Annotated in this window: 3 protein-coding genes; 2 read left to right on the forward strand and 1 reads right to left on the reverse strand. The window is 36.7% G+C overall.

Going from position 1 to position 2,540, the window contains the following annotated elements; all coding sequences use genetic code 11:
- Positions 1 to 112: 112 nt before the first annotated feature.
- Positions 113 to 823: a chemotaxis protein CheB gene (locus tag RM529_RS16850; protein ID WP_311485918.1), complete on the reverse strand. Its 711-nt coding sequence runs from the start codon at positions 821 to 823 to the stop codon at positions 113 to 115.
- 203 nt (positions 824 to 1,026) lie between these two features.
- Between RM529_RS16850 and RM529_RS16855 the strand changes: the two genes are divergently transcribed.
- Together RM529_RS16855 and RM529_RS16860 are read left to right on the forward strand one after the other, a co-directional pair.
- Positions 1,027 to 1,386 carry a DNA-binding transcriptional response regulator gene (locus RM529_RS16855; RefSeq protein ID WP_311485919.1) on the forward strand — a complete coding sequence of 120 codons (360 nt, stop codon included), beginning with the start codon at positions 1,027 to 1,029 and terminating at the stop codon, positions 1,384 to 1,386.
- Complete coding sequence (locus RM529_RS16860) at positions 1,386 to 2,432, forward strand: HEAT repeat domain-containing protein (RefSeq protein ID WP_311485920.1); 1,047 nt, start codon at positions 1,386 to 1,388, stop codon at positions 2,430 to 2,432. The genes RM529_RS16855 and RM529_RS16860 overlap by 1 nt, the downstream gene beginning before the upstream one ends.
- Positions 2,433 to 2,540: the final 108 nt, after the last annotated feature.

The following is a 2,540-nucleotide window of genomic DNA, read 5'->3' on the forward strand; positions in this document are numbered from 1 at the left end:
CCCAGATAGATTCTTCAATCTTTTGTTCCTGGAGGTTGTGCAGTAAATTTTCAGTGTAAACGTGCCCTGTGTGGCACCTGTAGCGGTTCATAGGATCATTTTTTATAGTCCATTATCCGCCACCACAATCAGGACAGACAAAATCACTATGATTTCCAATCTCTTTCATTTGGTCTATATTGCTCATCATTTTCTCTGTTATTTCTGCTTCTATCTGTAATTCCCTCGGAACAGGTTTTTCAGGAGGCAGGGGTTTTTTCAAAATTTCAGTTATAATTAATGGTATCTCCTGAAGATTTGCTTTATAGTCCACAGCTATTTTGTTTAACACGCTTTGCGGCATATCAGGATGTTCCGCCTCTGCAGGATTTTGGACTATACAAATTCCTCCGCTTCGCTTTATGGCAGACATTCCGGAGGTTCCGTCGTCAAAGAGGCCGGTAAGCACAATGCCTATAGCCCTATGGCCGTATTTTACGGCTGCCGATCGAAACAAAACATCAATCGATGGCCGGTATTTATTCTCATGAGGACCTGGATTTAGGTGTAAAAAATGATCCTTTAGCATTAACTGGTATTCCGGTGGTGCTACGTAAAGATTTCCTCTTTCGAGTAACATTTGATTGGAAGCCTCTTTACAGATCAATGTAGTTTCTTTCTGAAATGCATTTGCAATCCTGGCGCTGTTGGATTTTCGCGATACGTGTATTACAACTATTACAACTATTTCCATTTGATGCGATAATCCTGAAATAATTGTTTTTACAGCGGGAATCCCACCGGCAGATGCGCCAATCACAATAATATTCCTGACATCTGTCATTTTTTTTGTTATTAAGTGAGTTCTAAAATTCACAGTTTAAGATACAGTTTAGCTTTCCAAAAAGGATTTTATTCATAAAAAAGTTTTCTTAATCCTAACGCTAATTAAGAGAAGAGATTTAGGTAGCTTTCCAGACTTTTGCGTATAGGCTATCAGATGTTTAGAAATAGTAGTATATTTCAATGCTCCAAAGTGTTGCCCTATTGAAACCTAAACAAGCCCTGGTAATACAGGAAGACATTATTATTTTAAAGATCCTTGAACGCCTTGCAACTTCAAATTTCTTTCGTTGTAAAGCAATTTCTTCTTTAGGACATTTGGATATTGAAGATCAGAACACCAATTTTGATGTTATTATTTCTGATATTCTGTTTGATGGCATCGCTCCTCTGGAATTTGTTTCTCAGGTTCAGGAGATTATTCTACACCAGCATTTACTCATTGTTTCCAATATGGGACAGGACAAAATAAAAGAAGAAACTATGGCTTTAGAAGGTATAGCCGGATTCTTTGAAATTCCTTTTGATTTGGATGAGATTGAGAGATTAATAAAATCTTATTAATGGATATAGCAGTGCTCATTCTAGTTCTCAAGGTAGGCCTTTTAATACTGATTCTTCTTTGGATCAGTATTAGTTTTATCATGATTTACAGAAGAAGGAGGTCTCGAAAATTGCGCTTAATAGAAAACACCTTTGCAGAAGTAGTGAGCAATTATCTATATCCAGATAAAGAGAACCCTGTTTCCCTTGTTGAAATTCAGCGGCTCATGAGGAAAATCGGGATCAGGGAATCCCGTATGATGAATGTGCAGTATCTTATCACATTAATGATTAGAACCCAAAGGTCGATATTGGGCAAAAATCATCACAAGCTTAAAAAACTCTACAGCCAGATTCCTCCTTATCGTGCATCCATTTCTAAGGTGAGAACTTATGGATGGTATAATAAAGCCTGTGGTATAAGGGAGATATATGAGATGAACCAAACGCAATATCTGCAGGAAATCATTCCGTTAAGGAACCATAAAAATCTTTATGTTCGTCGTGAGGCACAAATTGCATTGGTTGTTTTTTTAGGATGGGAAAGTCTGCGGTTTATACCTTATTTAAGACAAAAAGTTACTTTATGGCAACAGATAAAGATTGTTGAAAAGTTATACGACCTCTACAAAGAACCACAAGTTGAGGCCTTAAGGAAGATATATGGATCTGACAGGACATTTGCGAAGCAGTTAATTATGCGTATTATCAGGAAATATGGGCTCGAAAGTGAAATTGATTATATTTTGTCGCACCTGGATCATTCCAACTATGAAGTAAGGGAAGCAGCTATATATTGTCTCAACAGTTTTAAAGTGACAACAAAGATTGAAGAGATTAAAAACTTTTTTCACAGAATTCCGGTAGTGAGTCAGCAAAGGCAGTTAATAGACTACATTTTTGAGAATTCGGAAATTGATTTGAATTTTTATATGGATCTGTTAAGAACCTCCAATGATGAAATTAAACTAAAAGCGGCTGAGATCCTGTGGAATAGCGGTTACAAAGAAAAGGTTCAGGAATTTTATCTTCAGCAATACTCAAATACTGGGGTCTATGCAGAATGATCTGTTTAACATTTCCTGGGGAGATATCGTTTTCTGGTCTGTAAATTATTTTTTCTTCTTTTACGGAATTGTCCTTATGAGTATTTACTTTACAGGAATAGTTCTGGC

Origin of the sequence: Autumnicola edwardsiae, assembly GCF_031846505.1 — a bacterium.
Lineage (GTDB): Bacteria > Bacteroidota > Bacteroidia > Flavobacteriales > Flavobacteriaceae > Autumnicola > Autumnicola edwardsiae.

Coding starts and splice junctions, on each gene's coding strand:
- RM529_RS16860 (WP_311485920.1), top strand. CDS start 1,386: ATGGATATAGCAGTGCTCATTCTAGTTCTCAAGGTAGGCCTTTTAATA.
- RM529_RS16850 (WP_311485918.1), bottom strand. CDS start 823: ATGACAGATGTCAGGAATATTATTGTGATTGGCGCATCTGCCGGTGGG.